The organism is Sporosarcina newyorkensis, assembly GCF_900167515.1.
GTDB classification, from domain to species: domain Bacteria; phylum Bacillota; class Bacilli; order Bacillales_A; family Planococcaceae; genus Sporosarcina; species Sporosarcina newyorkensis.
Window position 1 is genome coordinate 1 of the sequence record NZ_FUYJ01000010.1, and the last position, 26,959, is coordinate 26,959.

Consider the following 26,959-nt stretch of genomic DNA (forward strand, 5'->3'; position numbering starts at 1 on the left):
AAGCGCCAGCCTCTCGGGACACTTCGGTCTTTCCGAAAAGGTGCAAAGACCGCACCTTTCTCGGCATGCCCTCCAGTGCCTGTCGAGGCTAGACGACGCTTTCCGCTTTAGAATAAAAAAACGCCCCTGTCATTTATGATGACAGAGACGCATTGGTTGCGTGGTTCCACTCCGCTTGGAAGAAATTTCTCTTCCCGCTTAATGTCTTTAACGCAGACGATACGTATGGCCTACTAAACAGTTCAGCTCATCGCTCAAAGGTGCATTTCCATGTTAAATTAACTCAGGTCATTCCCAGCCTAGATGACCCTCTCTTTGGAGCATTCAACATGTACTTTCCTTCTCAACGCTTTTTTATGAATATTCATATTACGTTCATTTTACACAAATCCTAAGAAAAGTCAATATTGATTATTTTGCAAATCTTCCGACACGTTGCAAAATCTTTTCTTTCCCGATTAGCGCAATTGCATCTGGCAATTCCGGACCAGATGTTTGACCTGTTGTCACGACACGAACTGGCATAAATAAATTCTTCCCTTTATGTCCTGTTTCCTTTTGTACAGCTTTGATGGCTGCTTTAATGGATGGCGCATCAAACACCTCAAGAGCTTCCAATTGCCCCTTCAATGAAGTCATTACTTCCGGTACTTGTTCACCAGCCAAAATCTCCGATGCTGCTTCATCATATTCAACGGTGTCTTGGAAGAACTGGGCGGACAGCTCGACAATTTCAGCTCCGAAGCTTAATTGACCTTGATATAAAGCGATTAGATCGTGCACCCATGTTTTTTCTTCATCCGTCATTTTTTCTGGTACGAGTTCTGCTGCCTGCAAGTGCGGCAACGTCAGATCAATCACTTCTTCAAGTGATAGTTTCTTAATATACTGGTTGTTCATCCATGTTAATTTATGTGTATCGAACATAGACGGCGACTTAGACAAACGAGATTCATCGAATAATTTTATCAGCTCGTCATGAGAGAAAATTTCTTCTTCCCCGCCCGGTGACCAGCCAAGCAATGCAAAGAAGTTAAACATCGCTTCAGGTAAATAGCCCAAGTCTTTGTATTGTGAAATGAATTGAATAATCGATTCATCACGTTTCGAAAGTTTCTTTCTGTCTTCATTGACGATTAACGTCATATGTCCAAACTGGGGATGTTCCCAGCCGAACACGTCGAATACCATTAATTGTTTCGGTGTATTCGTCAAATGCTCTTCTCCACGGAAGACATGAGATATCTTCATCAGATGGTCGTCCACTGCTACAGCAAAGTTGTAAGTTGGAATACCATTTGTCTTGACCATTACCCAGTCACCGATATCTTTCGATTCAAATGTAACTGTACCGCGGACTAAGTCTTGTACCGTGTACGTAATATTATCAGGCACTTGCATACGAAGGCTGTAAGAGAGACCCGCTGCCTCTTTTTCAGCTACTTGCTCTGCTGTTAAATTGCGGCATGCCCCATCATACATCGGCGCTGCGATACCTGTTGCTTTTTGCGCTTCGCGTTTTGCTTCCAGCTCTTCGGGCGTACAGAAACATTTGTAGGCATGGCCCTTTTCAAGCATTTCATCTGCATAGTTCTTGTACAGATCTAAACGTTCCATCTGGCGGTACGGTCCATATTCGCCGCCCACATCGATTGATTCGTCATGATGGATACCGAGCCATGTCAGGTTCTCCAACTGCGATAACTCGCCACTCTCGATATTTCGTTCTGTATCTGTATCTTCAATTCGGATGATGAATTTCCCATCATAATGGCGGGCAAATAAATAGTTGAATAAAGCGGTCCGCGCTCCACCAATATGTAGTTGGCCTGTCGGACTTGGTGCGTAGCGCACACGTACTTCTTGTGTCATAATTGTCCCTCTCCGTTCTGATTGTTGAAAGAAGTTAATTGCCTATCTATTTTAGCATTGTGTTGTTTTTTTTGAAAGTCACTCGTTTTTCATCAATAAGATTGTAGCCATCGCAGCGATGCCTTCTTCACGCCCTGGGAACCCAAGACGTTCTGTAGTCGTTGCTTTGACATTCACTTGAGATAGATCGGCTTCTAATAATTCTGCTACACGTTGACGGATGTCACCGATATGCGGCGCCATCTTCGGTCGTTGCGCAATGATCGTGCAATCGATATTCCCTAGACGATAGCCTTCTTCTTTGACCATTCCCCAAACTTTCTCCAGTAATACAGCAGAATCCGCATCCTTGAAAGCTTCATCTGTATCCGGAAAGTGTGTACCGATATCTACTTTTCCAATCGCTCCGAGTGCTGCGTCTGTCACTGTATGCAATAAGACGTCTGCATCCGAGTGTCCAATCAATCCCTTTGTGTGCGGGATTGTGATGCCTCCAATAATAAGGGGGCGATCTTCTGCAAATGCATGTACATCAAAACCTTGTCCAATTCGAAACATGAGGTGATTCCTCCTACTTTCTTCTTTCCAGTAAGACCTCGCCAATTGCCAGATCTTCCTGGGTCGTCATTTTCACATTATCATATGAACCTTCTACAATTTGCACGCTGTATCCTATGCGCTCTACAAGCATCGATTCGTCAGTCCCGAGAAAACCTTCTCGAACTGCTGCATCAGAAGCTCTTTTCAGCAATTCATATCGAAATGCTTGCGGCGTCTGAACTAACCATAAATTCTCACGGTCCAGCGTTTGCTGCACGACATTATTCGCCGCAAGCTTGATTGTATCCTTTGCTCTCACTGCTGCAATTGCTGCACCTTTTTCATTCGCTGTGCTGACCAGTTTGCGGATGACAGACGAATCAAGGAAAGGTCTTGCGGCATCATGTACAAGCACAATGCCGTTACCTTCATATGTCTCTATGCAGGCGGCTACGCTATTTTGCCGTTCCCCGCCGCCTTTCACAAAGGTAATAGTCTTTCCTTTGTCACTTCTTGCAAGCATTTCTTTAATGACAGTTTGTTCTTCAGGCTTTACAGCTATAATAATTTCCTCACAGTGAGGATCCTCTAAAAAAACACTCACCGTATGATACAAAATCGGCAATCCGCCGATCTCTAAGAAAAGTTTGTTCTGACCGGCACCCATACGCTTTCCACTGCCTGCAGCCGGGATCATTACTGTATAATTCACATTAAGTCCTCTGCTTTCTGTAGCCGATTCACCGGCCTTTCGGTTTTGCAAAAATCATTCGTCCCGCAGATGTTTGAAGAACACTTGTTACGACGACATCAATTGCCTGCCCGATATGCGTTCTGCCATCCTCAATGACAATCATCGTGCCATCATCCAAGTACGCTACACCTTGGTTATGTTCTTTACCATCTTTGATGACGACTACATGCATTTCTTCTCCCGGAATAACGACCGGTTTAACTGCGTTTGCCAAATCATTGATGTTCAAGACTGCCACTCCGTGCAAATCAGAGACTTTATTCAAATTAAAGTCATTCGTCACGACAAGACCTTCCATCTTCTTTGCCAGCTTCACAAGTTTTAAATCCACTTCCGCTACATCGTTAAAATCCTCATCCGTGATGAGCACGGTCGGTCCGTCGTCATTTTGCAGACGCTTTAGAATATCCAAACCGCGTCTCCCTTTAGTTCGCTTTAATGTATCGGATGAGTCGGCTATGTGTTGCAGTTCAGTTAACACAAACTGAGGAACGACGAGAATTCCTTGCAGAAATCCAGTAGCCGCAATATCCGCGATACGTCCGTCAATGATGACACTTGTATCAAGTAGCTTATAAACATTCTTCTGAGGCGCCACAGTTTCAGTCGGCTCCTTCTTTTTTATCGTTGTATTGCGCAAATTAGAGAAAGCGTTGATAAACTCTTCCCATTTCTTAAAACCTACCTGGAAACCTAAATACCCTAGAAGTATGGATAGCAAGACGGGCAGCACAGATGAAATAACAGGAATCTCAATCGCATTCAATCCGAAACTGACCAAAAACGCTACGCTTAACCCTACGATTAAACCTATAGTACCGAATAGCAAATGCATGATCGGCGCCTTCAAAAGTCGTTCTTCAATCCATTTAATAAAGTCCACAATCGGTTCTGTTAAAAATAAGCTAAATAAATATAGAATGATTGCTCCTAAAACAGCTTCGACGTATGCGTTTTCTATCGCGGGGCGTGACGTAAAAGCGAACATGGCAAATAAGTACGGTAAAAATAAAACACCGAGAGTTCCTCCGATTAACAGGAAAGAAACCTGGACTACTCTTTTCAACATTCTCTTTCACCTCCTTTTCCTTCCTATTAGTATACAACGAATCACAGTAAGTCGCTTAGGTTAAGCGAGGGGTTTCTTGCCCCCTCACTTCTATTAGGACAATCTAAATGCGGCAAAGGTTTCTTAACGCTTCAACCAGTCTACTTACTTAAAAGCAATTCCAAGCGCCTCCGAGATTGTTTCAACCCCGACTACTTGGATGCCTGACGGTACATCCCATCCCCCCATATTGGATGACGGCATGATAATCCGCTCAAACCCCAGCTTGGCAGCCTCTGTGACACGCTGCTCTATTCTTGATACCCTTCTTACCTCACCCGTTAACCCTACTTCACCAATAAAACAATCTCCCACCCCTACCGCGGTATCCCGATAACTCGACACGATACTTAACAGCACTGCTAAATCGATCGCCGGTTCATCCAACTTTACTCCCCCAGCCACCTTAATATACGCATCTTGAGTTTGTAATAACATGCCTGCACGTTTTTCAAGAACCGCCATCAGCAAAGAAACGCGATTTTGATCAAGGCCCGTCGCCATCCGCTTCGGATAGTTGAAACTAGAAGGTGTAATCAACGCCTGTATTTCTACTAATATCGGACGTGTTCCTTCCATCGAAGCAACAATGGTCGAACCCGCGCCTCCTTGAGATCGTTCACGCAGGAATAATTCGGAAGGATTCAATACTTCCTTCAACCCAGACTGCAGCATTTCAAAAATAGCGATTTCATTGGTCGAACCAAAACGGTTCTTCACACTCCGTAGAATACGGTAGGTATGATGGCGCTCTCCTTCAAAATAAAGGACGGCATCCACCATGTGTTCGAGCAACCTCGGTCCCGCAATCTGCCCTTCCTTGGTAACATGACCGACGATGAAAATCGCGATATTTTGCGTCTTGGCAATCCGCATTAATTCCGCAGTACACTCTCGAACTTGCGACACACTCCCAGGGGCAGAAGTAACTTCAGGATGATGTACTGTCTGAATGGAGTCCACAACAAGAAATTTCGGTTTCACTTCATCGACTGTTTCATGGATCATACCTAGATCTGTTTCTGCGTAAATATACAGCTCATCTGATTTGACACCCAATCTTTCTGCCCGCAACTTTGTCTGTCGTATCGACTCCTCACCGGATATGTACAGGACGCGTTGTTGCTGGTTGGCAAGCAACGAAGATACTTGCAACAACAATGTCGACTTTCCTATCCCTGGATCCCCGCCAATCAATACAAGTGAGCCGGGCACAATCCCCCCACCGAGCACGCGATTCAGTTCATTCAATTCTGTTTTCACACGCGGCTCTTCCACCATTTCTACCGCACTAATCGGTAAGGCCTTTTGCTTCACTTTTTCACCGTGTTGAAAAGCTGCACGGGGACCTTTTTGCACAATTTCCACTTCTTCATCCATCGTGTTCCATTCACCACAGCCTGGACAGCGTCCCATCCATTTCGGAGACTCGTATCCACAGGAACGACACATGAATTTAGATTTACGCTTAGCCATATTCTCTCTCCCTATACGAAAAGGACAGCTCGCTGCGCTTTTTAAATTTCTAAGCGAGCGAGCTATCCGGATTTTTATTTAGTTAGTTACTTACGGATTCAGTTTGTTTTTCTGTCCGTACCACGAATTTATCGTCGTTCACATCAATCACTACTTTTTCACCCATAAGAACTTTACCTTCTAGTAATTCTTCAGATAAACGATCCTCTACGTGCTTCTGTAGCGCCCGGCGCAATGGTCGAGCTCCATACTCCGGATCATACCCTTCGTCGGTGATCTTATCCTGTGCAGCTTCTGTCAACACAAGCTCAATATCTTGTTCTGCTAATCGCTTCGCAAGATCTTCAGACATTAGGCTGACAATTTGTCGCAAATGTTCTTTCTCCAGTGAATGGAATACAATCATGTCATCCACACGGTTTAAAAACTCCGGTCTGAACGTTTTCTTTAACTCGCTCAGCATTTTTTCTTTCATATCTTCATAATCGGATTCGCCGTCTTGGATATTGAATCCGACATAACGGTTTTTCTTCAACTCAGTAGCCCCAACGTTTGACGTCATAATCATGACCGTATTACGGAAATCTACCGTCCGACCTTTAGAATCTGTTAAGCGTCCGTCTTCCAACACTTGAAGTAAAATATTGAAAACATCCGGGTGTGCTTTTTCAATTTCATCCAGTAAGACAACGGAGTATGGTTTACGGCGAACTTTTTCTGTCAGTTGGCCGCCTTCCTCGTAGCCTACATAACCTGGAGGTGAACCTACAAGACGAGACGTTGCATGTTTCTCCATATACTCGGACATATCGATACGAATCATAGCATCCTCATCACCGAACATCACTTCTGCCAGCGCACGAGCCAACTCTGTTTTACCAACACCTGTTGGACCTAGGAAGATAAATGAACCGATAGGACGTTTCGGATCTTTCAATCCGGCACGCGCACGGCGGATTGCTCGTGAAATCGCTAAGACTGCTTCATTTTGACCAATCACGCGCTCATGTAGGATTTCTTCCATTTTGAGTAATTTAGCTGATTCGGTTTCCGCAATCTTATCCACTGGGACTCCCGTCCACATCGCTACAACTGCAGCGATATCATCGACAGTTACTTCAGACTCTGTTTTTCCTTGTTTTTCTTTCCATGCTGCTTTTGTTGTTTCTAATTCTTCCTTCATCTTCTGCTCTGTATCACGGTAAGAAGCCGCTTTTTCAAACTCTTGGCTCTGAACAGCCGCATTCTTTTCAGAACGGATCGCTTCTAGCTTCACTTCTAATTCCTTCAAGTTTGGAGGAGTCGTATACGAACGAAGACGAACTTTAGATCCTGCCTCATCCATCAAATCAATCGCTTTGTCCGGTAAGAAACGATCGGAAATATAGCGATCAGACATTTTCGCAGCTGCTTCTACTGCTTCATCCGTTATCTTCACTCGGTGATGCGCTTCATAGCGATCACGAAGTCCTCTAATGATTTGGATAGTCTCTTCCACCGTTGGTTCATCTACTTGGATCGGCTGGAATCGACGTTCAAGTGCTGCATCTTTTTCAATGTATTTACGATATTCATCTAATGTAGTAGCGCCGATACATTGTAATTCTCCTCGAGCGAGAGAAGGTTTTAAGATATTAGATGCATCGATCGCACCTTCCGCTCCGCCCGCGCCAATCAATGTATGCAATTCATCGATGAACAGAATGATGTTTCCTGCCTGACGAATCTCTTCCATCACTTTTTTCATGCGGTCTTCAAATTCACCACGATATTTCGTGCCCGCAACAACTGTACCCATATCGAGCGTCATAACACGTTTGTCACGTAAGATTTCAGGTACTTCATTGTTGACTACTTGCTGTGCCAACCCTTCTGCGATTGCAGTTTTACCAACACCAGGCTCTCCAATCAAGACTGGATTGTTTTTGGTACGACGAGCCAGCACTTCAATTACACGCGTAATCTCTTTGCTTCGTCCAATAACTGGATCCAAAGTGCCTTCACGTGCAATCTCTGTTAAATCTCTAGCTAAACTATCCAATGTCGGTGTAGCGGCAGAAGCGTTGTTTGAAGTACTGCCAACTGAACTTTCATCATTGCCGAGTAACTGAAGAACTTGCTGGCGAGCTTTGTTTAAGCTGACGCCCGCATTGTTTAGGACGCGAGCCGCTACGCCTTCTCCTTCTCGGATTAATGCTAATAAAATATGTTCTGTACCAATATAGGAATGACCCAGCTTACGGGATTCATCAACCGAAAGCTCGATGACGCGTTTTGCACGCGGTGTATAATGAACGATCGGTCCTACATCTTTCGAGCCCACGCCTACAAGAGCCTCTACTTCCCGTTCAATCGTATCCGCATTGACACTAATGGCGTCCAGCGCTTTCGCTGCAATTCCACCGCCTTCTCGGATCAATCCAAGTAAAATATGCTCTGTACCAATTGATTCGTGTTTTAAGCGTATTGCCTCTTCTTGAGCCAGTTGCAAAACTTTTTGCGCACGTTGTGTAAATCGATTAAACATCATATCCATTCCCCTCTTTTCTTCATAAATAGAACCTATTCTATGTTATGCCAGTTGAATCCTCATTGCTTTAATCCTTCACTCTATACCTATTCATATCATTTCATAAAAAGCCGTAATTTAAACCTCAATACTGACTTTGACTATCTTTGATTAACTATAAATCCAAATTGACGATCTTGCAAAAAGTATGCTCAGGACTTTTCAGAATTGTTTCCTGGAGCTTGCGTACATTCAATTCCTAAGCGATCACGGAATAATTTTGCACGAAATACGTCGCGTTGGTCTGATGTTAATTCTGTACCCGCATATTGCTGAAGGAAACCTGGCTGCATGAAAATCATTAATTCATTTAAAATTGCCATGTCTAAATTTTCTATGATACCTAAATCAATACCCAAACGGACATCGGACAAACATCTGGCTGCTTCTGCGGAAGGTAGTATACGGGCATGAGTAATCGTACCAAGCGAACGGTAAAGCCGATTTTCCAAATGGACCTGTGATTTCGCTAATAATATTTCACGGGACTTTTTCTCGTGTGCAATCAAACGCTTTGATATATTGTCCAGATCCTTCAATATTTCTTCTTCAGACTTGCCAAGTGTTGTTTGATTGGATATCTGATAAATATTTCCAAGGGCTTCACTGCCTTCTCCGTAGCTACCGCGCACCACCATCCCAAGACGTGATATTGCAGGAATAATCCGTTCAATTTGCTTGGTGATGGTGAGAGCCGGTAAATGCATCATGACAGATGCCCGCATACCGGTTCCTGTGTTGGATGGACAACTAGTCAAATAGCCAAACGTCTCATCAAAAGCATAATCCAAGTTTCGTTCTATCTCGCTGTCTACTTGATTCGCCTGCTCATAGGCAGTATCGATTTGAAAGCCAGGATAAATACATTGGATACGTATATGGTCTTCTTCATTCACCATAATACTGATTGTTTCATCTTCTGAAAGCAGGACCGAACCGTATTTATCTGGGTCGATTAACTGTGGGCTTACCAAATGTTTCTCAACTAATATTTGTCTCTCAAGAGGCGATAGGTCTGACATCGACGTGCCCGCAAAATGATGCTCTTCCATAGTAGCCACCGCTTGGTCAACTGCTTCATTGACACGTTTAGCGTCTTCTTCAGAAGCACAAATAGGGAATAGGTAACTTTGCAGGTTGCGTGCTAATCTGATTCTTGTAGATAGGACGATATCCGAATGTTCTCCCTTTGCCACCATCCAGCCTGTCAGCTCTTGTTTGATGAATTTTTCAAATGACATGTTGATCGTCACCTCCATCGGCCAATTGCTGTTTTACTGTATTGGCTTCATCTCGTAATATGGCAGCTTCTTCAAAACGCTCAGCTTCTACCGCTTCCTTCATTTTTGTGCGGATGTCCTCTAATTGTTTTTTCAAAGCAAACCGTTCATTGAAGGAGACTGGTACCTTACCACCATGATTTGTATTGCCGTTATGCAATTTAGCAAACACTCGTGGCAGCTGCTCGCGGAAAGTATCGTAGCACGTCGCACATCCAAATTTCCCAATGTCTAAAAACCTATGAAAAGTCAGTCCGCAACTCGGGCATTTGGGGCCATCAGGCAAAGTCTCATTCGACTTTTGACCTTGTAATAATTCTGAACCTCCAAGCCAATGTGCCAGAAATTGTTGAATGGACAACGGCTCTTGATCAGGGCTGAATGAAAATGTCTGGGAGTAAAACGCACATTTATCACATAAATGCCGCTCTGTCGTGCCATTCATTGTCTCTTGTTTAAAAACCACAGTGGCCGGAAGTTCTTTGCAGTTTTCACAAAGCATTTATCATCACCTCATTCTACTTCTTCATAAATCAATGTGACTAACATGGCGCGGAGTATTCGCGAACGCAATGCATCTCGTTCAGGAAGCATATAGCGCAGTGTGGCTCGACCCACCGCAGCTAACATAAGTTTGGCTTCACGCTCTGTAATCACTTCTTCTTCAATCAAACGAATAATTACATCTTCAGCCATCGTAGAGGATGCTCCCGCTTCCAAACTTCCCAGCGCTTGCTCGAGCAAGTCCTTCCGTGAATTCGTCTGCACCCGATAAATCCGAATGTATCCACCGCCTCCGCGTTTTGACTCTACTGCGTAGCCTCTCTCGACTGTGAAGCGAGTTTTGATTACGTAGTTGATCTGCGAAGGAACACATTGGAATTTCTCGGCGACTTCATTCCGTTTGATTTCAACAGAGGCACTGTCTTCCTTTTCGATAATGGACTTCAAATACCCTTCAATAATGTCAGAAATGTTCCGCATCTCGTCACCTCGTTTCTGCTCGTTCTCTTAGTTGACTTTGACTATCTTTGACTTGATTGTATCGCAGAAAATGCGTGAGATGCAATTGATTTGTTTTAATATGTATGTTTGATTTTTTTGCATGTCTTGCGTTAGGCTGTCTCTCTACATGGAGGATTATTCAAGATCTTTTCATGTTTTTCATTGAACGAAAAAAACCACGCAAGCTGTCTGCGCGGTTAGATCTCTCTTATATAGTCATAGGTTCTTTCTTCAGTGGTTCCAAGTCCACTTCAAAGCCCATATCTTCTAACATTTGTTGGTCTTTGTCGTTTTCCTGACCCGATGTTGTCAAATAGTCACCGATGAAGATAGAGTTTGCAGCATATAAGCCAAGTGGTTGAAGGCTGCGAAGGTTCACTTCGCGTCCACCCGAAATTCGTATTTCTTTTGTTGGATTGATGAAACGAAATAGGCTAAGTACCTTCAAGCAATAGCGCGGATCCAGTTCAGAGGTCCCTTCTAGCGGCGTCCCATCCACGGCGTGCAGGAAGTTGACTGGAATGGAGTCTGCATCGAGTATCCGCAGGCTGTGTGCCATGGAAATGACATCCTCTTTTGTTTCACGCATTCCGACTATTACGCCAGAGCAAGGAGATATTCCCGCTTCCTTTACATGTCCTACTGTGTTTACACGATCATCGTATGTGTGCGATGTAGTGATGCTTTCATGGTGTTCGGCAGAGGTGTTCAAGTTGTGATTGTATCGGTCTACACCTGCTTCTTTCAAGCGTGCGGCTTGTTCTGGCTTCAGAATGCCTAAACATGCACAAACGGTCATTCCTTTATGTTTCTCTTTAATTTGCTTGACGGAATCAATAACGATTTCAAGCTCACTAGCCCGAGGTCCTCGTCCACTTGCCACGATACAATAAGTGCCCGCTTTATTTGCAGCAGCTCGCTCTGCACCTTGTAATATTTCTTCTGATTTCATCATTGCATACTTTTCAACCGGTGCTTTTGACACAATCGACTGGGCACAGTAGCCACAGTTTTCCGGGCACAACCCCGACTTCGTATTGATGATCATATTAAGTTTTACTTTGTTTCCATAGTAATGGGATCGGATCGAGTACGTCGCATGAAGCAGCAACAGCAAATCTTCATCCGGACTATTTAATATTGAAAGCGCTTCCTCATTTGTTAATACGTGACCTTTCAAAACTTGGTCAGCCAGCCTTTGATAGTTCGTCAAAATGTATGCCTCACTTTCAAATGTTTTGAAATTCTAAATGCGAATATTCCCGCCAGTACGGCTAGCACAATATCCTTCGGTAATGGAGGAATCATCCAAAGCCATGCAATTTTGTACGTAAACACCTCTGGCGCCGCAGCCCAAACTTTATAGGCGACATACATCCAGTTCGTACCCAATAAATAGTTGATTGCTGTCGCAACAAGTGATGCAATAATATAAGATGGCAGTGTATTCTTACGCTCCACGATTTTACCTGCTACATAAGCAATCAAGATGAAAGTAACGATAAAACCAAATGTCGGGCTTAAGATTTGGCCAAATCCACCTTGAAACTTAGCAAATACAGGAGCCCCTGCAAGGCCGACCATCATATAGACAGTCATCGACAATGCACCAAGACGGCTACCCAATAACAATCCTGACAAAACAGCGAAAAATGTCTGCAATGTAATAGGTACTCCCCCGACTACTAAAAATGGTATGAAAGAAGTGATATTAGCCCCGATCATCATTAAAGCAGCAAACATTCCACTATATACAATTGACAATGTACTGAATTTACTTTGCGGACGTCCTTCCGAAGCTGTCGTCATCATGACACCTCTTTCTATTTTGAGTTACTATAAAAATAGTAATGGTTGACTCATTAATTGTCAACTAGTTTTTAATTTAAGTTAACTAATAACTTATGGAACATCTTATATGTAAGGAATGACACCCTTTTCTTATCCAATAAGGCAAGAAAGAAACAGACAAGACCCACATCTACCCCTGCTGGCAATTTCTTAGAATGAACAAAATGCTTTCTCTGCAAAAAAAGAACTACCCGGGAAGTCAGATGAACATGACTTCTCGGGCAGCTCCTATTTCTTTTTATCGACTTTGTCTTCTTTTTCTTTCCTGAAAAGAAAAAAAGCAAGTACACCACTTAATGCAGCGGCGCCAAAGGTAATCCAAACACGCGAATCCCACGGTACTTCTTCATAATTATTCTCCAACATAATCCAGGCAAGCGTGCCGACAAGTGCCGCTATCGGAATGGAGTATTTAAAAAACTGCATGATTCCTCACCTTTTCAAGTTACTCCTTTAATTTTACCATGTTTCAGTAAATTTCTCTATGCGCACTCCGGTCTTCAAGAACTTCATCAAACATTCACTTGACGATTACCTACAAAGCCGCTATGATATGGTTAGAATTATCGAAATAATTTAATAAGAATCATATCTTATCAAGAGAAGCAGAGGGACTGGCCCAAAGACGCTTCAGCAACCAGCCGATGGGCAAGGTGCTACTTCCAGCAGTATGCCGAAATGGCACACTGAAAGATGAGAGGGAACTGGTCATTGCGATTACAAAGCCTTCTATTTACTTGAAGGCTTTTTTTGATTAGAGAAAACAAAGGGGGATTTGATGATGTCATTACTGGAGAAACTTCAAACAAATGTCCTGACAGCAGATGGGGCAATGGGAACTATTTTGTATTCATATGGGATCGATTATTGCTATGAGGAATTAAATATAGAGAAACCTGAAATTATAGAGAAAATCCACCACGACTATATCGAGGCGGGAGCTGATATTATTCAGACCAATACATACAGTGCCAATGCAGTGAAATTGGCTCGTTATGGATTGGAAAACCGTGTTACGGAATTCAATAAAGCAGCAATCCAAATTGCAAAGCGGGCTGCTGCACCAGGTGGTCAATTTGTGCTTGGTACCATCGGCGGTTTGCGTGGAATTCGCAAAAGTGATGCATCGCTCGATGAAGTAAAGCAAGTAGTCCTTGAACAGGCCAACGCATTATTGACTGGAGATCCAGACGGACTGTTACTCGAAACGTATTATGATTTCGAAGAATTATCATCCGTCGTTTCAACACTTCGTCAAATCACAGATGTTCCGCTAATTGCGCAAGTCTCCATGCACGATCCTGGAGTTTTGCAAAACGGACTTTCATTGAATGACGCGTTGCATCAACTGGAATCACTAGGTGCAAGTATAGTCGGTGTAAACTGCCGCTTAGGGCCTTACCATACAATCCAAGCTTTTGAAAATGTGAAACTGCCGGAAAATGCATTTTTATCCGCTTATCCGAATGCATCTTTACTGGATGTGGAAGATGGCCGCATTGTCTATGAATCTGAAGCTGAGTACTTCGGGCGAGCTGCAGTATTGCTGCGTGATCAAGGTGTACGGTTAATTGGCGGGTGTTGCGGAACTACTCCTAAACATATTAAAGCAGCGAAAACTCGATTAGCGGGATTGTCTCCTATCACCAAGAAAGTAGTAGAACCAACAAAGCCAATCGTTATTCAGGAAGCCGGCCCGGTAAAACATCAACCGCTCCACGAGAAAGCCAAAACAGAACGTACGGTCATTGTGGAATTGGACACACCACGGCATTTAGAGACAGAAGATTATATTAAAGGTGCCAATTTACTTTACGATGCAGGTGTTGATGCCGTAACGATGGCGGATAACTCATTGGCATCCCCTCGGATCAGCAATATGGCAATGGGTTCCATCATTAAAATGCAGCACAATATCCGCCCTCTTGTCCACTTAACGTGTCGAGATCACAACTTGATCGGGTTACAATCTCATCTAATGGGGCTTGACGCGTTAGGCATCCACGATATTCTGGCTGTAACAGGTGATCCGACGAAAGTTGGTGATTTCCCTGGCGCAACAAGCGTCTACGATGTATCGAGTATGGAACTGCTGCAGTTAATCAAACAGTTGAATGAAGGGATTTCATTCTCCGGTAAACCATTACGTAAAAAAGCGAACTTCTCAGTTTCAGCTGCGTTCAATCCGAATGTCCGTGTATTGGACCGGGCTGTTCAGCGATTGGAGAAAAAGATTGAAGCAGGTGCAGATTATTTCATAACGCAACCTGTCTATACAAAAGAAAAGATTATTGACGTCTATGAGGCTACAAAACATCTAGATACACCTATCTTCATAGGTATTATGCCTTTGACAAATATTCGCAACGCAGAGTTTCTGCATCATGAAGTGCCTGGCATTAAACTATCTGACGAAGTGCTTGAACGGATGCGCGCCTGTGGCGACGACCGAGCAAAAGCCACTGAAACAGGAATTCAGATCGCAAAGGAGCTGATCGATACAGCAGCGCAATACTTTAACGGACTGTATTTGATCACACCATTCCTCCGTTACGACATGACACTTGAGCTACATGACTACATTAAACAAATAGATAAGCAGAAGGAGAGCGAATTATCACATGCAGAGACATCCTATTGAAGAACAACTAGACAAACGAATCCTTATCATTGATGGCGCGATGGGGACGATGCTGCAGGCGGAGGACCTCTCAACAGAAGATTTTGGAGGCGAAGATTACGACGGCTGTAATGAATATTTAAACGTTTTACGACCTGATATCTTGGAGAAGATTCATGATGAGTACCTAGAGGCAGGAGCCGACATCATTTGTACCAACACATTTGGCGGCACTCCCCTTGTTCTAAATGAATTTGCACTAGGACATCGTGCACATGAAATCAATACTAAAGCTGTCGAAATTGCAAAGGCAAGTGCAGCAAAGTATTCCACTGCGGAGTGGCCGCGTTTTGTCGCAGGGGCGATCGGACCGACGACTAAGACTCTTTCTGTCACAGGCGGCATTACATTCGATGAACTTTCTAATGATTTTTACGTGCAGGCGAAAGCATTGGTTGAAGCTGGCAGCGATTTAATCCTCATGGAAACTAGTCAGGATATGCTGAACGTCAAAGCCGGCACGATTGGTATTAAAAAGGCCTTTGAAGAGCTAGGACGCGAAGTACCAATCATGATTTCCGGTACAATCGAACCGATGGGTACAACACTTGCAGGTCAAAGTATCGAAGCATTTTACATTTCCATTGGACACGTCAATCCCCTATCTGTCGGCCTAAACTGTGCGACTGGACCAGAATTCATGACGGATCACTTACGTTCGTTATCTGACCTGGCAACTAGCTATGTGACATGCTATCCGAATGCCGGATTGCCAGATGAAGAAGGTCATTATCATGAGTCTCCAGAATCCCTATCGAAGAAGCTGGAAGGATTTGCAGAAAAAGGCTGGTTGAACATGGTCGGCGGCTGTTGTGGTACGACACCTGAGCACATTCGAGCAATTCGAGAAGCTGTAAAAGACAAAGCACCTCGTCAAATGCCTGAAAAAGAACCTGGTCATGCCGTTTCAGGTATTGAACCTTTGCTATATGATGACACATTGCGTCCTTTATTAATTGGGGAGCGTACAAACGTTATCGGCTCACGGAAGTTTAAGAAGCTAATTATAGAAGAGAAGTTTGAAGAAGCGTCTGAAATTGCACGTGCACAAGTAAAACGCGGTGCGCACGTACTCGATATTTGTCTGGCGAATCCAGATCGTGATGAACTGATCGATATGACGCGTTTTATGAAAGAAGTCGTAAAAAAGGTTAAAGTCCCTCTAGTAATTGACTCAACGGACGAAAATGTCATCGCGGAAGCATTAAAGTATTCCCAAGGAAAAGCGATTATCAACTCGATCAACTTGGAGGACGGCGAAGAACGATTTGACGCAGTTTTGCCTCTCGTGAAAAAATATGGCGCGGCAGTGGTGGTTGGTACCATTGATGAAATCGGAATGGCTGTTACGAGAGAACGCAAACTGGAAATCGCCTTGCGTTCCTATGATCTGCTCGTAAATAAATGGGGAATTGCACCCGAAGATATTATTTTCGATCCGCTTGTATTCCCTGTCGGTACAGGAGATGAGCAGTATATCGGTTCAGCTGTTGAGACAATTGAAGGCATTCGTTTGATTAAGGAAAAGTTACCGCGTACGCTGACCACGCTAGGTGTCAGTAACGTTTCATTCGGCTTGCCCCCTGTTGGTCGTGAAGTGCTGAATGCAGTGTATTTATATCACTGCACGCAAGCTGGCTTGGATTACGCCATCGTCAATACAGAAAAATTAGAACGCTATGCTTCCATCCCAGAAGCAGAAATCAAACTAGCTAATGATTTGCTATTTACGACAACAGATGAGACATTAGCTGATTTTGCAGATTTTTATCGAGATAAGAAAAAAGAAAAAACTGAAGACGATATCCCGAAAACTGTTCCCGAACGTCTTGCCTACTATGTAGTGGAAGGAACGAAGGAAGGCTTAATTCCTGACTTAGAGGCTGCCCTCCAAACATACGATGCACCACTGGATATTATCAATGGTCCATTGATGAAAGGGATGGCAGAAGTCGGGCGCCTGTTCAATGACAATCAACTTATCGTAGCGGAAGTATTACAAAGTGCTGAGGTCATGAAAGCTTCCGTTTCCTATCTCGAACAATTTATGGAGAAGAAAGAAGACGACAGCGGGAAGGGTAAAATTATCTTAGCTACCGTCAAAGGCGATGTACATGATATCGGGAAAAACCTTGTAGATATTATTCTAAGCAATAACGGCTTTAAAGTTATTGATATTGGGATCAAGGTTACCCCAGCGGCATTGATCGAGGTCATTCGTAAAGAAAAGCCAGACATTGTCGGCTTATCCGGATTGCTCGTAAAATCCGCTCAACAAATGGTGTTGACGGCACAGGACTTTAAGGCAGCAGGAATCGATTTGCCTGTTATGGTCGGTGGAGCTGCTCTGACAAGACGTTTCACAGAAACGAAGATTGCGCCTGAATACGATGGCCCTGTTATTTTTGCCAAGGACGCAATGCAAGGATTAGATTTGGCTAACCGTCTTCAAAGCGAAGACAAAGGAGCACTACTGGAAGAATTACAGGAAAGCCTTGAGAAGCGGGAAGCAAATGATGCGATTAAAGCAAGCCGCGGAAATACTGCAGTTGCAGTGGCGGCGCGACCAGTGAAAACAGTACGTACCGACGTACCTGTATTCGTACCGACTGATTTACGCAGACGCGTTGTAAAAGACTATTCAGTTGCTCACTTACACCCATACGTGAACATGCGCACACTGATCGGCCATCATCTTGGCTTACGCGGAAATGTCGATAAAATGCTGGAAAAGAAAGAAGAACGGGCTGTTCAGCTTCATGAAATGGTCACCAGCTTCCTGCAATCCGATAAATTAACCGCTTCAGGTATTTATCAGTTCTTCCCTGCTCAAGCAGACGGAGACGACGTAATCATTTACGATCCAGAAGATGCGAAAACAGAAATTGAACGGTTCACATTCCCTCGCCAAGAAAAAGAACCATTCCTTTGTCTGGCAGACTACTTGAAAACAGTTGACAGTGGGGAAATGGACTATGTGGCCTTCATGCAAGTTACTGCGGGTAAAGGGGTTCGAGACTATGCAAACCAGCTGAAAGAGCAAGGGAAGTTCCTAGAAAGCCATGCTTTTCAGGCAACCGCACTAGAATTGGCAGAGGGCTTTGCTGAACGTATTCACCAAGAAATCCGTGATCAATGGGGATTCCCGGACCCTACGGACTTCACAATGCGCGAACGGTTCGCTGCAAAATACCAAGGTCAGCGATTCTCATTTGGCTACCCTGCTTGTCCAAATTTAGAAGATCAAGCCAAACTCTTCGGACTGATCAAACCTGAAGACCATGGCGTCATCTTAACAGAAGAATTCATGATGGAACCCGAAGCCTCCGTATCCGCTATCGTCTTCGCCCACCCAGACGCAAGATACTTTAACGTGGAATAAACAAAAGTGGAAGGCGCCATGTAGCCTCGACAGGCGTTGGAGGGCTTACCAAAAAGGCGTTCTTTGCCTTTTCGGTAAGACCGAAACGTCCCGAGGAGGCTGGCGCCTGCAACTGGATGTATTCAAAAGCGGAGACGGCTGGTCAGTCCCGACAGGCACTGGAAGGCTTAAATTAAAGGCGCTCTTTGCCTTTACTTTAAGACTGAAGTGTCCCGAGGGGGTAGCCGTCGGAGCTGGATGTAACCAAAAGCGAAGACGGCTGGTCAGAGGCGACAGGCATAAGACGAAGATGCGGAGTGGCGCTTTTTGCCACGCAGCAGCTTTGACTTATGACCCAAGTCTCTAGCCGTCGGAGCTGGATGTAACCAAATGTGAAAGGCGCCGTTTAGCCTCGACAGGCGTTGGAGGGCTTACCGAAACGTTCCAAGAGGCTGGCGCCTGCAACTGGATGTAATCAAAAGCCGAGACCGCTGGTCAACTACAACAAGCGACGGAAATAGAATAATTATAGCAAAATAAAACCGCTGTCTCCGATTAATTGGAGACAGCGGTTTTCATTTCCTTGATGAACGATTAACGGCAGCAACCTCTGCGCCGGCCACATCCTCCGCCGCCCCACATTCCATGTCCATGTCCATGAGAAGGTCCTCTGCCTGGCATTATCATAGAGCCCATAACATCCTGAGTTGTCTCTGTATAATAATGTTGCGGTACCCCTACTACGTTATGGCGATTAACGTTCACAATCGGGTGAATATAAGGAATTTCTTGCGGAGAAAAGCAATCATTATAACGGTACTGTGTTGGACAAACGATTGGCTGCATCTGAAAACCTGGTTGTTGCCCCTGCATTCCTGGGAATTGTCCTGACATACCAGGATATTGTCCTTGATTCATCATCATTTTCTCACCTCCTATACCCTATTACATGCCAGCCTACAGAATTATTACGGGCTAGCGCCGTGGGGATGTGGAAATTTATTGATATCAATTAAAAAAGAGCAATCCTTCCGCCTATATTTGGCGGTCTGAATCGCTCCAATACTGCATTAACCACATTGACGAGGATTCACTGATCGATCATATCCTTTTGTTTTTTCAATTGACTCCAATTGCTTCATAATTAGTTTGCATTCATTTACTGGACATTGGGATGGAGCACCTTCGTCTACCATATTCAAAGAGCCTAAAAAGTCAAGATCACGACGCAAATCCAGCTCAGCCGGATTAACAAATTGACGACCCATACTTTTTCATCCTTTCTGTTGGATAGTTCACAAGACAAAACCAGCCAATTCACTACTGATCACACGCCATACTTTGATAAATAAAAATACTCCATATATTATATGTGCGTGAAGATTCTTAGGAATGGGTATAGTAGGATATAACCTATTTATTGAAGGAGAGAGTTTGTATGAATCGAAATCGAATTGTATTATTTGATGGCGAATGTAACTTTTGTGATGCGAGCGTACAGTTCATTATTAAACGTGATCCGTATCGATATTTTTCCTTCGCTTCCTTGCAGGACGACGTAGGGAAAGAACTTCGAAAACAATACCAGATTCCAGACAACGTCGACAGTTTAGTTTTAATCGAAAATGGGAAAGCGTATACAAAATCAAGTGCCGCTTTACGTATCGCAAAAAAGCTAGACGGACTCTGGCATTTAGCTTTCCTATTCATAGTCGTGCCGTCAGCAATCCGCAACCGCGCATATGACTATATTGCAACGAATCGTTATAAATGGTTCGGTAAAAAAGAATTGTCTTGTATGCTGCCGACTCCTGAAGAGCGCCAGCGTTTTATCGCGTAAAAAAGGCCTTCCGTTACCGGAAGGCCTTTATCATGAAGTCAATTGCTTATATTCCTCATCCGTAAATGCGCGTGATCGAGAAAGGAATCGTTTCCCTTCCACTCCTTCAAGCGAAAACATACCTCCGCGACCTTCCACTACATCAATGATTACTTGTGTATGCTTCCAATATTCATACTGGCTTTTCATCATATAGAAAGGCACATCGCCGATACGTCCTAACAATACATCTTGATCACCGATGAGCAGATCTCCTTCTTCGTAGCACATTGGGGAAGATCCATCACAGCAACCGCCTGACTGATGAAACATTAAAGGTCCATGCTTCTTTTTCAGCAATTCAATGAGAGCTAATGCTTCTTCTGTTGCAATTACACGGTCTGGCATGGGAATTCCTCCATTTCACGTCGGATCCTATAGACAGATGCGTTTTATTTCAATCAAAAGAATCCTTGCTTACTTTCATCGTAGCTCACTAGCATATTTTTCGTCTGCTGGTAATGAGCCAACATCTGCAGATGGTTCTCACGGCCGATACCGGATGCTTTATAGCCCCCAAATGCAGAGTGTGCAGGATATGCGTGGTAGCAATTTGTCCACACACGGCCAGCTTGAATGCCGCGCCCAAAACGATATGCTGTATTCATATCACGCGTCCAGACACCTGCCCCTAAGCCGTATAGCGTATCATTGGCAATTTCAAGTGCTTCTTCTTTATCTTTAAACGTCGTAACCGCCACGACTGGACCAAAGATCTCTTCTTGGAAAATACGCATCTTATTATCACCCTTGAACACAGTAGGTTTCACGTAGTAACCATCTTTCAAGTCGCCTTCCAGTTCGTTTTTCTCTCCGCCTGCAAGACATTCTGCGCCTTCTTGTTTTCCGATATCCATGTAAGACAGGATTTTTTCCATTTGCTCCGTAGATGCTTGTGCTCCCATCATTACTGAAGGATCAAGCGGATTTCCTGTCTTGATCGCTTTAACACGCTCTATTGCGCGCTCCATAAATTTATCGTAGATTGATTCTTGAATCAACGCACGAGATGGACATGTACATACTTCTCCTTGGTTCAGGGCAAACATGACAAAACCTTCGATTGCTTTGTCAAAGAATTCATCATCTGCATCCATGATATCCTCAAAGAAAATGTTCGGTGATTTTCCGCCAAGTTCTAATGTCACCGGAATCAAATTTTGTGATGCATATTGCATAATTAGGCGACCTGTTGTCGTCTCACCAGTGAATGCAACCTTGTTGATCCGAGGATTAGACGCCAATGGCTTCCCTGCTTCTACGCCAAACCCGTTCACTACGTTGAGGACTCCTGCCGGCAGCAAGTCTTCGATCAGCTCAACAAGAACTAAGATAGAAGCCGGTGTTTGCTCGGCAGGCTTCAAGACGACACAGTTCCCTGCCGCCAAGGCCGGAGCCAGTTTCCACACTCCCATAAGGATCGGGAAATTCCAAGGAATAATTTGACCCACTACGCCTAACGGCTCATGGAAGTGGTATGATACCGTATTGTCGTCAATTTGGCTGATTCCACCTTCTTGTGCACGAATAGCAGAGGCAAAATAACGGAAATGATCCACTGCCAATGGTAGATCGGCATTCAATGTCTCACGAACTGCTTTTCCGTTTTCCCACGACTCCGCAATCGCTAGCATCTCGAGATTTTCCTCAATACGATCTGCAATCTTCAACAAAATATTGGCACGTTCAGTGACTGAGGTTTTTCCCCACGCCTCTTTTGCTGCATGAGCTGCATCAAGCGCCAGTTCGATATCTTCTGCTGTGGATCTTGCTACTTGAGTAAAAACTTTACCCGTCACAGGTGTTGGGTTATCGAAATACTGGCCATTCACCGGCGCCGTCCATTTACCGCCGATAAAATTATCGTAACGTTCTTTAAAATGAACCTTTGCACCTTCTGAATTCGGATTTGCATATACCTTGTTTTCTGAAGCTTGTACCATACTGCGTCACACTCCCTATTCTCTTTATTTTGCTTGTATTCTAGTGCAATCGTTTTTGCACACAAAGCCACTATACGAATATCAAGAACACGTTATGCATAATGATTGCGCTTACATATGCTATTTTTATTCTATCTGAAAATTATATATCTTTCAACTAATTACTATTCAAATTAATACTGTCGTAGTGAATTTATCAATTTCATAGGTTGGTAAGGATTCATTAATAATTTGTTCATAACTTGGCTGTATGATGAAAGAAATACAAATGACAGGGGTTGTCAATATGGAAGGTAAAGCAGCAAAAAAGTTACTCTCTATTGTCGGTTCAGGTGTTGTAGGCTCTATGCTGACGCTTGGCGTTGTTGCCAACACCGATTGGTTAGGGTCTCCGAAGGAAGTAGAATCAGCAAATATAGATACTCCTACATATGAGGTCGAGAAGGTGTCCACTGCACCAACAGATTCATTGGCCGATATGGTAGAACAGTCTTCAAAAGCTATTGTTGGCGTAGTTAATTATCAAACGGCAGGCAATCGTTTTGCTGAGGCTGCGACAGAGCAAATGGCGGGCACTGGTTCCGGTGTCATCTACAAAATTGACGATAAATATGCGTATATCGTAACGAATAATCATGTCATTGAGGGTGCACAAAAGATTGAAGTCACATTAGATAAAGGCGTAAAAGCATCGGCAAAACTTTTAGGCACAGATGCACTGACGGATATCGCGGTCTTACAAATCGATAAAAAGTTCGCAACTACTGCAGTGACGTTCGGAGATTCAAGTTTATTGAGAGCGGGAGACTCCGTAATCGCGATCGGTAATCCACTTGGTCTTGATTTTTCCGGCACCGTAACAAAAGGAATCGTTAGTTCAGTGTCTCGTACATTGGACGTCAATACATCAGCAGGAACCTGGCAGACAGAAGTTATTCAGACAGACGCAGCAATCAATAGCGGAAACAGCGGCGGTGCTTTGTTCAATACGGCAGGTGAAGTCATCGGTATCAACAGTCTAAAAGTAGCGCAAAGTGGTGTGGAAGGAATAGGATTTGCTATTCCAAGTAATGAAGTGAAAACATTGGTCGAACAACTTACAGAAAAAGGACAAATCGAACGGCCCTATCTCGGAGTAAGTTTAGCGGACTTAGCGGAAATTCCCTATATGTATGTCAAGGATTTACCCGAAGCTGTCAAAGGCGGCGTGATGGTAACAGGAATAGAACCCAATTCTGCAGCAGATCAAGCCGGCTTGAAAGAACAGGATGTCATCACCGAGATAAATGGTGAATCAATTGACAATTCTATGGAACTGCGTAAATATCTATACTCCAAACTACAAATCGGCAACAAGGCAAACATCACTATATACCGTAATGGTGAAAAACAGCAAGTGAGTGTCAAATTTAGTGGTGGACAAATGAAATAATCGACGCAAGAGGCAGCTTTTACGCTGTCTCTTATTTGTTTATAGCACTACAGACAAACACGCGGCCAAAATACTCTTCATTGCATTTTCCACGTTTTCGTACTATTTTTAGATACAAAGATGCAAGGAGGTCGTACAATGAAGATTCTGGTGATTGAGGACAATGACAGTGTCTCTTCCATGATTAGATTATTCTTTGAAAAGGAAGGCATAGAAGGGGCGTTTGAAGCAAACGGGTTGGACGGTTATGAACGGGCGATCTCTTCTGCATGGGACTGCCTCATCATTGATTGGATGCTGCCGGATCTTGACGGTTTAACGATTTGCCACAAACTGAAGGAGCGCGGAATTGAAGTGCCAATCATTATGCTGACTGCAAAAGACGGAGAAGCGGATCAAGTGCTCGGCTTTGAGATGGGGGTTGATGATTATGTCACGAAACCGTTCAGCCCTCTCGCCTTGATGGCACGAATTAAAGCAGTGACACGCCGATATACACCAAAGGTACAGGATGATGCGGTTCCAATCCATACCTCCTATTTCCGACTGAACCCCAATACACGCGAAGTATGGGTACAAGACAGCTTGGTCACCAATTTGACGCCCAAGGAATTTGATTTACTTTATTTTTTCATTCGACATCCTAAACAGGTCTTCACACGTGACCAACTGCTCGATCAGGTGTGGGGATATGACTTCTATGGTGATGATCGTACGGTAGATGTTCATATTAAGCGACTCCGTTCGAAGCTGTCGCTGCCTGAACACCCATTTTTCCATACTGTCTGGGGAGTAGGCTATCGATTCGACGAAAGTGTTGTGACGAACCAGTGAAGATCAAAACCTTTTATCAACAATTGCTCAGCCACTTCAGTGTTATCCTCATCACTGTACTCGTGCTCAGCTTATCGCTGACACATTACTTGGAGACAGTCGTCTACGAGCAGAAAACAGATGAACTTAAGACGTACGGTCAAGCGATCCTAACTGACCTTAGACAAAGCACTCGCGGATCGAATGGAATTTTGAAGACCTACGGCCATGTCTTGGACACCCGTGCCATTCAATATAGTTTATTTGACGAACACTCTTCTATCGTTTATTCCACTGGACTGAAATCACCTTTAATTGAACTCAATCAAGAGGAATGGCATGCTTTGCAAAATGGTCAAACGGTAACTGTCAAACAAGAATTCAAACGATTTGATGAAGCAGTCACCTTTGTCCTGTTGCCGTATTTTGAAAGACAGCAGTTTGTCGGCGGTGTATTACTGACCTCCCCTATTACAGGGTCACGCGCCATTATTTCTCAAATGAATCACTACGTCCTTTATGCGACAGGCGCAGCTGTACTTCTAGCCCTATTGCTGAGTGGCTTGTTGTCGATGATTCATGTGCGGCGGATCCAAAGGTTGCGCCGAGCCGCAGCCGCTGTGGCAGGCGGTGATTATACCGTTCGTGTCCCGTCATCAGAATTTGATGAGATTGGCGAATTATCTAGGGATTTCAATGAAATGACCGACAAACTTGAGACTTCAATGAAGGAAATCGACACACTTGAAAAACGCAGACGGCAGTTCATGGCGGATGTCTCCCATGAACTGCGAACGCCTCTTACCACGATTCGCGGGGTGATCGAAGGGTTGCGTGAGCGAATGATTTCTGAAGATGAACAAGATAAAGCACTGCAGTTGGCACAGAATGAATCGAAACGACTGATTCGACTCGTCAACGAAAACTTGGATTACGAAAAGATCCGTGCCAATCAAATTCAATTGAATAAGCAGAGACTTCCTCTGAAAGAACTCCTTGAAATGACTGCCGACCAACTTGAACATGCAGCAGCTGAACGTGGAAATACCATTATAGTCAATGCATCCGATCAGCTGTCTGTCTTTGCAGATTACGACCGGCTCATGCAAATTTTCATCAATATCACCAAAAACAGTATCCAATTTTGTGAAAACGGGACGATTACTCTAATTGCCAAGGAAAACGAGAAAGAAACGATTATCGAAATCGCAGATACGGGAATCGGCATGAACCCCGCTGAAATCGAACAAATTTGGGATCGTTTTTATAAAGCTATCATTTCAAGAACTTCCACGCCGTACGGTGAATTTGGGCTTGGTCTTTCAATCGTCAAACAGCTTGTCCTTCTACACGAGGGCGTGATCGATGTACAGAGTGAAAAAGGCAAAGGTGCTCTCTTTACGATAAGATTGCCAAAAGTGGATACAACAGCTGTATTGGAATAAAATTGATGATTGTGAATGGCTACCTTTGATTCGAGTTCCAGAATTACAGTCTTGTTTATATTCATTATTTTATCTTAACGAAAAGTTCATAAATTAAAATGTTTAAAACAACCATATTTGTTGTTTTAAAACTACTTAATTTCATTGTTGAACACGAACAATCAAGGAATCAGGTAAAGCACCCTATAGAGAGAACTTTTTTCAAAGTGTCTGCCCTATAGGGTGTATTTTTGTTCTGTCTATAAACGGCAATAATTAGGTGTTCCCTATTCTTTCTTACTCGTCTGTCAATTTATGAACCGACCATACCGTACCGGTGTCGGTCCCTCCGCCAATGTTAAGAGAAATCCCCAAACCACTCGCTTCATAGAAGATCGCAATTTGGTCACCAGCATTCAAGTGCACATCCCCTGTTATAGTAACGGTCCCATTCCCTAAAACCGCTCGTAATGTTAGTAGCAGGGCTATATTGACATTCAATACCGGGAATAGACCTGAGATTAGATCACCCGTTATGCCTGAAGACCTTCGGATGACAAACGCCGGATCAATTCCAGCTCCTAAGTTTACGTTGAGCGCTGCAGTTGTAGTATAACTTAATACCGCATTAATCGTATATCTTCCGGTTGATGGAACGGTGTAAGTGCCGCTCGCTGCATCAAACCCATCTCCACTATAATACGGATCTGTAACGACCCAGCCTCCTAGCTGTTGGCTACCTGTGACCGTGGTCGGTGTTCTTCTTGCCGAGAAACCAACCCCCGCAACAGTAGGACCGGTTGCTCCTGTGGCTCCTGTTGGACCCGTTGCTCCTGTGGCTCCCGTTGCTCCTGTTGGACCCGTTGCTCCTGTGGCTCCCGCCGCTCCTGTTGGACCCGTTGGACCCGTCGCTCCTGTGGCTCCTGTCGCTCCTGTTGGACCCGTTGGACCCGTCGGACCTGTGGCTCCCGT

Annotated in this window: 22 protein-coding genes, 1 pseudogene, 1 riboswitch and 1 other annotated feature; of the genes and pseudogenes, 6 read left to right on the forward strand and 17 right to left on the reverse strand. The window is 44.0% G+C overall.

The genetic code is table 11. The features are described from left to right. Positions 1-140: 140 nt before the first annotated feature. Positions 141-356: a binding site (T-box leader), on the reverse strand. Between the two features lie 55 nt (positions 357-411). From gltX to B5D59_RS15850, 12 genes are all read right to left on the reverse strand, one after another. Next, positions 412-1,872, reverse strand: coding sequence for a glutamate--tRNA ligase (gene gltX, locus B5D59_RS15795; protein WP_078818632.1), 1,461 nt, complete (start codon positions 1,870-1,872; stop codon positions 412-414). A 78-nt stretch (positions 1,873-1,950) separates the two neighbouring features. Next, complete coding sequence (gene ispF, locus B5D59_RS15800; protein WP_009499080.1) at positions 1,951-2,430, reverse strand: 2-C-methyl-D-erythritol 2,4-cyclodiphosphate synthase; 480 nt, start codon at positions 2,428-2,430, stop codon at positions 1,951-1,953. 13 nt (positions 2,431-2,443) lie between these two features. Next, on the reverse strand, positions 2,444-3,124 hold the full coding sequence (ispD, locus tag B5D59_RS15805; protein WP_078818702.1) for a 2-C-methyl-D-erythritol 4-phosphate cytidylyltransferase: 681 nt from the start codon (positions 3,122-3,124) through the stop codon (positions 2,444-2,446). Positions 3,125-3,152: 28 nt separating this feature from the next. After that, positions 3,153-4,235 (reverse strand): PIN/TRAM domain-containing protein, encoded by a 1,083-nt coding sequence (locus tag B5D59_RS15810; protein WP_009499082.1) that lies wholly within the window; start codon positions 4,233-4,235, stop codon positions 3,153-3,155. 144 nt (positions 4,236-4,379) lie between these two features. Next, positions 4,380-5,750, reverse strand: a complete 1,371-nt coding sequence (gene radA, locus B5D59_RS15815) for a DNA repair protein RadA (RefSeq protein WP_009499083.1) — start codon at positions 5,748-5,750, stop codon at positions 4,380-4,382. Positions 5,751-5,832: 82 nt separating this feature from the next. Then, complete coding sequence (locus B5D59_RS15820) at positions 5,833-8,280, reverse strand: ATP-dependent Clp protease ATP-binding subunit (RefSeq protein WP_040759940.1); 2,448 nt, start codon at positions 8,278-8,280, stop codon at positions 5,833-5,835. Positions 8,281-8,471: 191 nt separating this feature from the next. After that, positions 8,472-9,560 (reverse strand): protein-arginine kinase McsB, encoded by a 1,089-nt coding sequence (mcsB, locus tag B5D59_RS15825; RefSeq protein ID WP_009499085.1) that lies wholly within the window; start codon positions 9,558-9,560, stop codon positions 8,472-8,474. After that, on the reverse strand, positions 9,550-10,101 hold the full coding sequence (locus B5D59_RS15830) for a UvrB/UvrC motif-containing protein (RefSeq protein ID WP_078818633.1): 552 nt from the start codon (positions 10,099-10,101) through the stop codon (positions 9,550-9,552). The genes mcsB and B5D59_RS15830 overlap by 11 nt, the downstream gene beginning before the upstream one ends. Positions 10,102-10,112: 11 nt before the next feature. Further along, positions 10,113-10,583 carry a CtsR family transcriptional regulator gene (locus B5D59_RS15835; protein ID WP_009499087.1) on the reverse strand — a complete coding sequence of 157 codons (471 nt, stop codon included), beginning with the start codon at positions 10,581-10,583 and terminating at the stop codon, positions 10,113-10,115. A 229-nt stretch (positions 10,584-10,812) separates the two neighbouring features. Then, the gene (gene bioB / locus B5D59_RS15840) at positions 10,813-11,817 is read right to left on the reverse strand and encodes a biotin synthase BioB (protein WP_009499088.1); all 1,005 of its coding nucleotides are present in this window, start codon (positions 11,815-11,817) and stop codon (positions 10,813-10,815) included. Then, positions 11,814-12,416 (reverse strand): biotin transporter BioY, encoded by a 603-nt coding sequence (locus B5D59_RS15845; RefSeq protein ID WP_009499089.1) that lies wholly within the window; start codon positions 12,414-12,416, stop codon positions 11,814-11,816. The genes bioB and B5D59_RS15845 overlap by 4 nt, the downstream gene beginning before the upstream one ends. A 267-nt stretch (positions 12,417-12,683) precedes the next feature. Continuing rightward, positions 12,684-12,881 carry a hypothetical protein gene (locus B5D59_RS15850; RefSeq protein ID WP_009499090.1) on the reverse strand — a complete coding sequence of 66 codons (198 nt, stop codon included), beginning with the start codon at positions 12,879-12,881 and terminating at the stop codon, positions 12,684-12,686. Positions 12,882-13,045: 164 nt separating this feature from the next. Beyond that, a riboswitch (SAM riboswitch) is annotated at positions 13,046-13,155 on the forward strand. A gap of 81 nt (positions 13,156-13,236) precedes the next feature. On the opposite strand from B5D59_RS15850, the gene B5D59_RS15855 reads away from it, so the two are divergent. Both B5D59_RS15855 and metH read left to right on the forward strand, forming a co-directional pair. Further along, positions 13,237-15,096, forward strand: coding sequence for a bifunctional homocysteine S-methyltransferase/methylenetetrahydrofolate reductase (locus B5D59_RS15855; RefSeq protein ID WP_078818634.1), 1,860 nt, complete (start codon positions 13,237-13,239; stop codon positions 15,094-15,096). Continuing rightward, positions 15,077-18,517 carry a methionine synthase gene (metH, locus tag B5D59_RS15860; protein WP_078818635.1) on the forward strand — a complete coding sequence of 1,147 codons (3,441 nt, stop codon included), beginning with the start codon at positions 15,077-15,079 and terminating at the stop codon, positions 18,515-18,517. The genes B5D59_RS15855 and metH overlap by 20 nt, the downstream gene beginning before the upstream one ends. 573 nt (positions 18,518-19,090) lie before the next feature. On the opposite strand, the gene B5D59_RS15865 is transcribed toward metH, so the two are convergent. Continuing rightward, positions 19,091-19,420, reverse strand: a complete 330-nt coding sequence (locus tag B5D59_RS15865) for a hypothetical protein (RefSeq protein WP_078818636.1) — start codon at positions 19,418-19,420, stop codon at positions 19,091-19,093. 146 nt (positions 19,421-19,566) lie between these two features. Then, positions 19,567-19,764, reverse strand: a complete 198-nt coding sequence (locus tag B5D59_RS15870) for a hypothetical protein (protein ID WP_009499095.1) — start codon at positions 19,762-19,764, stop codon at positions 19,567-19,569. A gap of 170 nt (positions 19,765-19,934) precedes the next feature. Between B5D59_RS15870 and B5D59_RS15875 the strand changes: the two genes are divergently transcribed. After that, positions 19,935-20,336, forward strand: a complete 402-nt coding sequence (locus B5D59_RS15875; RefSeq protein WP_009499096.1) for a thiol-disulfide oxidoreductase DCC family protein — start codon at positions 19,935-19,937, stop codon at positions 20,334-20,336. Positions 20,337-20,366: 30 nt separating this feature from the next. On the opposite strand, the gene B5D59_RS15880 is transcribed toward B5D59_RS15875, so the two are convergent. After that, on the reverse strand, positions 20,367-20,723 hold the full coding sequence (locus B5D59_RS15880; RefSeq protein WP_009499097.1) for a DUF779 domain-containing protein: 357 nt from the start codon (positions 20,721-20,723) through the stop codon (positions 20,367-20,369). 53 nt (positions 20,724-20,776) lie between these two features. Next, the gene (gene adh / locus B5D59_RS15885; protein ID WP_009499098.1) at positions 20,777-22,318 is read right to left on the reverse strand and encodes an aldehyde dehydrogenase; all 1,542 of its coding nucleotides are present in this window, start codon (positions 22,316-22,318) and stop codon (positions 20,777-20,779) included. A 286-nt stretch (positions 22,319-22,604) separates the two neighbouring features. Here adh and B5D59_RS15890 point away from each other — a divergent pair, with 286 nt between their 5' ends. From B5D59_RS15890 to B5D59_RS15900, 3 genes are all read left to right on the forward strand, one after another. Then, complete coding sequence (locus B5D59_RS15890) at positions 22,605-23,750, forward strand: S1C family serine protease (RefSeq protein WP_245799549.1); 1,146 nt, start codon at positions 22,605-22,607, stop codon at positions 23,748-23,750. 138 nt (positions 23,751-23,888) lie between these two features. After that, positions 23,889-24,584 (forward strand): response regulator transcription factor, encoded by a 696-nt coding sequence (locus tag B5D59_RS15895; RefSeq protein WP_176132613.1) that lies wholly within the window; start codon positions 23,889-23,891, stop codon positions 24,582-24,584. Next, positions 24,581-26,008 (forward strand): sensor histidine kinase, encoded by a 1,428-nt coding sequence (locus tag B5D59_RS15900; protein ID WP_078818638.1) that lies wholly within the window; start codon positions 24,581-24,583, stop codon positions 26,006-26,008. The genes B5D59_RS15895 and B5D59_RS15900 overlap by 4 nt, the downstream gene beginning before the upstream one ends. A 276-nt stretch (positions 26,009-26,284) precedes the next feature. Here the strand turns inward: B5D59_RS15900 and B5D59_RS18495 are convergent. Beyond that, positions 26,285-26,959: pseudogene (locus B5D59_RS18495) on the reverse strand (collagen-like protein); the annotation flags it as partial.

Coding starts and splice junctions, on each gene's coding strand:
- B5D59_RS15835 (WP_009499087.1), bottom strand. CDS start 10,583: ATGCGGAACATTTCTGACATTATTGAAGGGTATTTGAAGTCCATTATC.
- B5D59_RS15830 (WP_078818633.1), bottom strand. CDS start 10,101: ATGCTTTGTGAAAACTGCAAAGAACTTCCGGCCACTGTGGTTTTTAAA.
- B5D59_RS15890 (WP_245799549.1), top strand. CDS start 22,605: ATGGAAGGTAAAGCAGCAAAAAAGTTACTCTCTATTGTCGGTTCAGGT.
- B5D59_RS15845 (WP_009499089.1), bottom strand. CDS start 12,416: ATGATGACGACAGCTTCGGAAGGACGTCCGCAAAGTAAATTCAGTACA.
- radA (WP_009499083.1), bottom strand. CDS start 5,750: ATGGCTAAGCGTAAATCTAAATTCATGTGTCGTTCCTGTGGATACGAG.
- metH (WP_078818635.1), top strand. CDS start 15,077: ATGCAGAGACATCCTATTGAAGAACAACTAGACAAACGAATCCTTATC.
- B5D59_RS15895 (WP_176132613.1), top strand. CDS start 23,889: ATGAAGATTCTGGTGATTGAGGACAATGACAGTGTCTCTTCCATGATT.
- B5D59_RS15875 (WP_009499096.1), top strand. CDS start 19,935: ATGAATCGAAATCGAATTGTATTATTTGATGGCGAATGTAACTTTTGT.
- B5D59_RS15870 (WP_009499095.1), bottom strand. CDS start 19,764: ATGGGTCGTCAATTTGTTAATCCGGCTGAGCTGGATTTGCGTCGTGAT.
- B5D59_RS15850 (WP_009499090.1), bottom strand. CDS start 12,881: ATGCAGTTTTTTAAATACTCCATTCCGATAGCGGCACTTGTCGGCACG.
- B5D59_RS15855 (WP_078818634.1), top strand. CDS start 13,237: ATGTCATTACTGGAGAAACTTCAAACAAATGTCCTGACAGCAGATGGG.
- adh (WP_009499098.1), bottom strand. CDS start 22,318: ATGGTACAAGCTTCAGAAAACAAGGTATATGCAAATCCGAATTCAGAA.
- B5D59_RS15880 (WP_009499097.1), bottom strand. CDS start 20,723: ATGCCAGACCGTGTAATTGCAACAGAAGAAGCATTAGCTCTCATTGAA.
- ispF (WP_009499080.1), bottom strand. CDS start 2,430: ATGTTTCGAATTGGACAAGGTTTTGATGTACATGCATTTGCAGAAGAT.
- mcsB (WP_009499085.1), bottom strand. CDS start 9,560: ATGTCATTTGAAAAATTCATCAAACAAGAGCTGACAGGCTGGATGGTG.
- B5D59_RS15820 (WP_040759940.1), bottom strand. CDS start 8,280: ATGATGTTTAATCGATTTACACAACGTGCGCAAAAAGTTTTGCAACTG.
- B5D59_RS15810 (WP_009499082.1), bottom strand. CDS start 4,235: ATGTTGAAAAGAGTAGTCCAGGTTTCTTTCCTGTTAATCGGAGGAACT.
- B5D59_RS15865 (WP_078818636.1), bottom strand. CDS start 19,420: ATGATGATGAATCAAGGACAATATCCTGGTATGTCAGGACAATTCCCA.
- gltX (WP_078818632.1), bottom strand. CDS start 1,872: ATGACACAAGAAGTACGTGTGCGCTACGCACCAAGTCCGACAGGCCAA.